Consider the following 6,000-nt stretch of genomic DNA (forward strand, 5'->3'; position numbering starts at 1 on the left):
GCGGGCGGGAAAGCGTCATTCCTCATAGGTGATGCTTTAGGGAATGATAAAATAAATAGGATATGAATAAGATATTTGATAGTATCAGACAGATGGATAAGGCTGGACAAGAATATTGGTCGGCTAGGGAATTGGCGTCTGTTATTGGTTATGCAGATTATCGTAATTTTAGCAAAATCATAGATAAGGCTAAGGTCTTATGTGTACAAAACAATAAGAATGTAGAAGACCATTTCGTTGAAGTCAACGAAATGGTTACTATTGGTAGTGAGGCAAAGAGAAAGCTGAAGTCCTACCATCTTTCCCGTTATGCTTGCCTTCTTATTTCTATGTCGCTCAGTTCCAAGAAAGAGAATGCATTGCCTGCATTAGAGTATTTTTCTGGTAAGCAGAATTTATCTTCTTCATTACAAAATGCTGATACTTATACCAATACGGATATTGTGTTCTTCTCTGATTCGGAAGGAAAACTGAGAGTGGAATTAGTCTTTGATGGAGATACGGTTTGGACGACACAGAAGAGAATTGCAGAAATCTTTCAAGTAGATGTGCGAACAGTGAGCTATCACATCAATGAAATCTTGAACAGCGGAGAACTCAATAAATATTCAGTTATCCAAAAATCTTGGATAACTGCGGATGATGGGAAGAAATACGAAATGAATGTATATAATCTGGATATGATTATTGCGGTGGGCTATCGTGTGAACAGTTACAAGGCAACTCGTTTTCGTCAATGGGCAACCAATACCTTGAGCGAATTTATCCGAAACGGTTACGTGTTAGATGATGAGCGTTTTAAGCAAGGTGGAAAGCAGGTTCAGGTGAAGTTTGACCAGTTGCTGGAACGTATTCAGGAGATTCGAGCATCCGAGCGTATGGCTTATCAAAAAATAACAGATATTTATGCCACGGCTTGCGATTATCAGAAGAATGCTACTACAACGCAGGAGTTTTATGCCAAGGTACAGAATAAGTTGCATTGGGCAATAACGGGTAAGACGGCAGCAGAAATCGTTTATTCTTCTGCTGATGCAACCAAGAAACACATGGGATTAACTTCTTGGGCTCAAGCTCCCGATGGTAAGGTGTTGAAATCGGATGTGACAATAGCAAAGAATTATTTGCATATAGAACAGATGAAGGAATTGAATGGTATTGTTTCTGCTTATATCGACTTAGCTGCCAATCGTGCCAAACGCCATATTCCAACGACTATGGAACAATGGGTCAAGTTCTTGGATGGTTTTCTTGAATTATCATCTTATCCAATTTTGATAGATAAGGGAAAGGTTTCGGCTCTTGAAGCTCGGTTGAAAGCTTATGAGGAATATGATAAGTTCAGGGTGATTCAAGACCGTGAGTTCTTGTCGGATTTTGACAAGGAAGTGATGAGGTTAAAAGGAGAATTGGGGTTGTTTGATAATTGATGATTAAGCATGAAAAAAATAATAATTGCTTGAGACTCTTATAAGGGTTGCCTTTCGAGCAGAGAGGCGAATGAGGCGATTGCTTCGGGATTAAAGGAATGGGATTCGGAAGATGCTTCTTCTGGAATAGAGAATGTGGATTCTGAAGATGCTTCCCCCGAAATCATTTGTCTCGAAATGAGTGATGGGGGAGAGGGGATGCTCGATGCCTTTCTCTCGGCGATGAAAGGAGAGCGAGTGAGCATTCATGCCCATGATGCCCTGATGAGATGGATTGAGGCTGAGTATGGAATTGTGAATGATACGGCAATTATTGAGATTGCGCAGGCTGCCGGACTGGCTTTGATTGAGCCAGAACAGCGCAATCCTTTTAAGGCTACTTCCTGGGGCGTGGGCGAGATGATATTGAATGCTTATCGCCGGGGCGTGCGCCATTTCATCGTAGGATTGGGCGGAAGTGCTACATCCGATTGCGGTATCGGAATGCTCAAGGCAATGGGCGACGACTGGAAGAAAATCCGACAGGAATGCAGTTTTGTGCTGGCTTCGGATGTTACCAATCCGCTTTGTGGCGAAAACGGGGCGGCTCATGTCTTTGCCCCTCAGAAGGGAGCTGATGCTGAGATGGTGGAAATGCTGGATGCCCGGGCAAGGAAGTTTGCTGAGGTGAGTGCCAAGCATTTCGGTTATGATAGGAGTGAGGTGCCTGGTGCTGGTGCAGCCGGTGGTTTGGGCTATGCTTTCCTGCAATATTTTGGTGCAGAGGTTTCTGCTGGAGCCGAACTTCTGTTGCGAGAAATCGGCTTTGATGAGATGATTCGGGATGCTGATCTCGTGATAACGGGTGAAGGACATAGCGACAGACAGACCTTGATGGGAAAGTTGCCGCAGCGGATTTTGGAACATGTCTTGAAAAATAAAGCCACGACAGACCAGCAAATCTGGTTGGTATCTGGAGGAGTCAGCGAAAAGCAGGCGCTTCTTGATGCAGGATTTGATCAGGTTCTTGCCGTATCTCCTCAGAATATGGATTTAGAGGAGGCGATGAATCCTGAAATTGCCAAAAGAAATATTGCGAATGCAATCAGAGTTTTCTTTGGAAATGATTAGACCTCTTTTAGAGAATAATCCATGTTTTTGCCAATGATCAGGACTTTCTTTGCCATTCTTCGGTTCTATCTTTTGAGGATCATAAATTTTTCTTTGGATTGATTCCTGATTGAGAAAAAGCGAAATCGTATATTTTTAGGTACAATAAGCTTAAAAATATACGATTTTACATATTTATTTTCTGTTTTTACATGTTATTTGAACGATTGATGGTTGTTTTGAACGTTTTGAAGGAAAAAACGACTATCCGTATGGTTAGTGATTCAGTATTTTTCAGTGTAGTATCATCAGTTGTAAATTTCCATAAATACAAACATTTTTTCTCATTTTGCAATTTCAAAAACGAGGAATTTCATACTTTTGCACCCAGTTATGATTTAACAAAACAGTAACTTGATGTCCTATCACATTTTGTTGCCTATATTATATGATGATTACTTATTTATTGAACTTTAAATTTTGAAAGATGATGAAAATGTTTTTACTCTCATTTAATGCTTTTAAGCATCGCTCCATCTTTGCCGTTTTCTTGGCTATATTCTTGCTTTTCGGAGCAGTCAAGGGAACCAAGGCACAAGAAAGTAATGGTTCTGCTTCACCCTTTGATGGTTTGGAAAAACTTGAAGGTATTTCTGCAAGTGAGATGGCGAATAATGCAAAGAACGGTAAGCATGGTGAATTTCCAACGGATAAGAAACAAATCTTTTTCTTGTATAATGTAAAGACCGGTCTGCTGCTCAATGTAGGAGGCTATTGGGGAACCCATGTGTCTCTTCAGGAATATGGAATGCCTCTTTCTGTCTATCAAGATAAGAATGGTTGGATTCATTTCCAGCAGGATATTGATAAGCAGGGTGCTTCATCAGGAACTCAGGAAGGATGTTCGTTGGAATACTTCTATAATGCTTCTAATACAGGTAATGCTGCAGTCAACAATGGTGTCTTTGTGGATCGCGATATCTATAAATCAAGTACAGATACGACCGTGATTCAGCGTGGTTGGAAGATTGTACCTATTGAAGGAGATGCAAAAAATACCTTCAGAATATACACTTATCGCTGTAGTACATCAGGGTATAAATCTTCTACTAAATATGAAAATTACTACCTTTCTGCAGCCTCTTCTGTGGTTGATGTAGATAAAAATTGTGGTGCTTTCTTAAAGACTGATAAAGACTATAGTGTTGAGGGCTCTAAGTGGCGTATCTTCTCATATGAGCAGCTTTATAATTTGCAAAAGAATTCTTTCGGCTTTAAGAGTTCATTAGATTTGTCATTCAAATTAGAGTGCCCTGGATTCAACCGTGATAATGGTGCGCTTGATAAATGGAAGACTGCTGTTTATAAGAAGGGAGCTACTGGATTATTCCGATTTGGATTGGAGGAACGTTATAAAACAGACCCGAGTCATGGATTAAACGACTATAAAGGTAGTGTTACATCTGATAATCCATATACTTTCAATGGAACCAAATATACGAGTATGAATGATTACCAGACTCATCTCGGTAAATATTATTGCGCAGATATCAAGAATACCCGTGGTGCAGTCTATCAGGTGGTACACGTAGATCATGGCGGTTCTTATGTTATCGAATGCAAGGCTTATTCTAATACAAATAAGGCTAAGCTATTTGCTGTTCTTTTGAAAGAAACAAAAGAAGGGACAACAAATTATAAAGAAATAGTAGATGGGTCCCTCCGCGAAACCGTTGTCATGCAGACGGCAAACATGTCTCAGACAGAACAGACCAATTTGCATGTCAGCGAAAAGAACATGGATTATGCTGGTAAGGAATTCTATGGTAGCCATAAGTACTTCAATAGTGTCCTCGTGCAGGTTCCAGAAGGTGGCGGTAACATCTGCTTCGGTGTACGTGTAGGTTCTGTTGCTGATAATATTGCTGAAGATGGTGAGTGGACTGTATTTGATGATTTCCGTCTTCTCTATGCAGGTTCTACCACCTCTCGCGACTTGATATTGGATGAAGACAAGGATAATCTGAACTATCTTCTCGACTGTACAGAAACTTATGACGATGTGGTTCTCCATCTCAACAAGAAATCTTTCAATAAGAATATCAATAAATGGAACACCATCGTTCTCCCAGTTAACTTGAATAAAGACCAGTTCACTCAGGCATTCGGAGCTAATGCCCGATTGGCAGAACTAACCACGCTCACTCGAAATCAGATCCAGTTTACAACGGTAAAGATTGCAGAAAAGGGAAATAATGACGTAGTTCTTGCGGCTTACGTACCTTATATCATCTATCCTACAAAGGACTTGGCAAATGAGAGAACACCTGCCTATACGGCAACCCTTCATAAGACAGGTTCTGGTTCTGAAAGCGAGGAGCATAAGGTAACTATCGCAGAGAATCATATTGATATTCCAAATGTCAGTCTCAAGAAGAATGACCAAAACAAGAATGATCTCTTTGGACTCATTAAGGATACTTGGTCGTTGAATTTGGCTAAAGTGAAAGTTGCTGATAAGCCAGGCGAAAGTGAAATCGTTACAGATGGAACTTTAGCTGCATACGGTACTTTTGCAAGAACCTACGGCAGTATTATGGAGAATGATGAGCAGACAACCTTTACTGTAGATAAGAGCAATCCGATTATTGAGGGTAGAGATAATCTGAAAGGTTGTTATTTCTTCCATGAAGGAAAAATGGTCTATGCTGGTAACCATGTTCGTGGTTTGCGTGGTTTCAGCGTATGGTTCAAGCCATATAACAATTCTACTTCAGGTGCAGCCACTTCCAAGTTTATCCTGGATGGCATTGACTATACCACAGATGTAGAGCGAATCATGGCTACAGAAGACAGCAGCATCGATTCCAAGTTTGCGAAACTCGGTGTGTTCAATCTCAATGGCCAGCTCGTTCGCAGCGGCAGTACCGATGTTTCAGGCTTACCTTCCGGTATCTATATCGTGAATGGCAAGAAAGTGTTTGTTAAGTAAAGACTAACTTATTGAAGATAAGAAAGGATGATTATGATGAAAACTCAATATATTAAACCGGAAATACACATGGTTCTCTTGGAGAATATGCTGATGGCAAGCAACTCCAGAAGTTGGACAGTCGATAACGCAAATACCGTTAATGACCCAGATGGTAATGATCACGGTCATATCTTTGGTCCTGACACTAATTGGGGGTCAGATCCTAATTGGGGCGGTTCCTCAAATCCATTTGACAGCGAAAACTGGTAACCAGAAGTATATGTAGCGTACTATTAAACAGTAAAATATATTAAAAATGTGTTATCTTGGCAGAAATTCTGCTGGGATAACACATTTTTTTGCTTAAATAATTTGGAGATCCTTAATTCCGCAACACTATAGTTTAACATTATTTATAAGTGCCTGAGCAACAAAAAGTTGCCCAGGATTTTGCCATGTCAGAATTTTCACTTACCTTAGTGTTGCGAAAAGAAGACAAGCAAAACT

3 protein-coding genes and 1 pseudogene are annotated in these 6,000 nt (G+C 40.4%); all 4 read left to right on the forward strand.

From position 1 onward, the window contains the following. Window positions 1-62 precede the first annotated feature (62 nt). A complete protein-coding gene (gene rhuM, locus EXN75_RS11800) occupies window positions 63-1,430 on the forward strand; it encodes a RhuM family protein (protein WP_134843973.1) in 1,368 nt (455 codons plus the stop codon). Window positions 1,431-1,475: 45 nt separating this feature from the next. Continuing rightward, window positions 1,476-2,540 (forward strand): annotated as a pseudogene (locus EXN75_RS11805) (glycerate kinase family protein); the annotation flags it as partial. 466 nt (window positions 2,541-3,006) lie between these two features. After that, window positions 3,007-5,511, forward strand: a complete 2,505-nt coding sequence (locus EXN75_RS11810) for a T9SS type A sorting domain-containing protein (RefSeq protein WP_134843974.1) — start codon at window positions 3,007-3,009, stop codon at window positions 5,509-5,511. Window positions 5,512-5,544: 33 nt separating this feature from the next. Continuing rightward, the gene (locus tag EXN75_RS11815; RefSeq protein ID WP_134843975.1) at window positions 5,545-5,763 is read left to right on the forward strand and encodes a hypothetical protein; all 219 of its coding nucleotides are present in this window, start codon (window positions 5,545-5,547) and stop codon (window positions 5,761-5,763) included. The last annotated feature ends 237 nt before the right edge of the window (window positions 5,764-6,000 follow it).

Origin of the sequence: Segatella hominis, assembly GCF_004535825.1 — a bacterium.
In the GTDB taxonomy this organism is placed as follows: Bacteria; Bacteroidota; Bacteroidia; order Bacteroidales; family Bacteroidaceae; genus Prevotella; species Prevotella hominis.

What these genes read in the sequence shown, in the direction of transcription:
- EXN75_RS11815 (WP_134843975.1), top strand. Translation starts at nt 5,545, where the DNA reads ATGATGAAAACTCAATATATTAAACCGGAAATACACATGGTTCTCTTG.
- EXN75_RS11810 (WP_134843974.1), top strand. Translation starts at nt 3,007, where the DNA reads ATGATGAAAATGTTTTTACTCTCATTTAATGCTTTTAAGCATCGCTCC.
- rhuM (WP_134843973.1), top strand. Translation starts at nt 63, where the DNA reads ATGAATAAGATATTTGATAGTATCAGACAGATGGATAAGGCTGGACAA.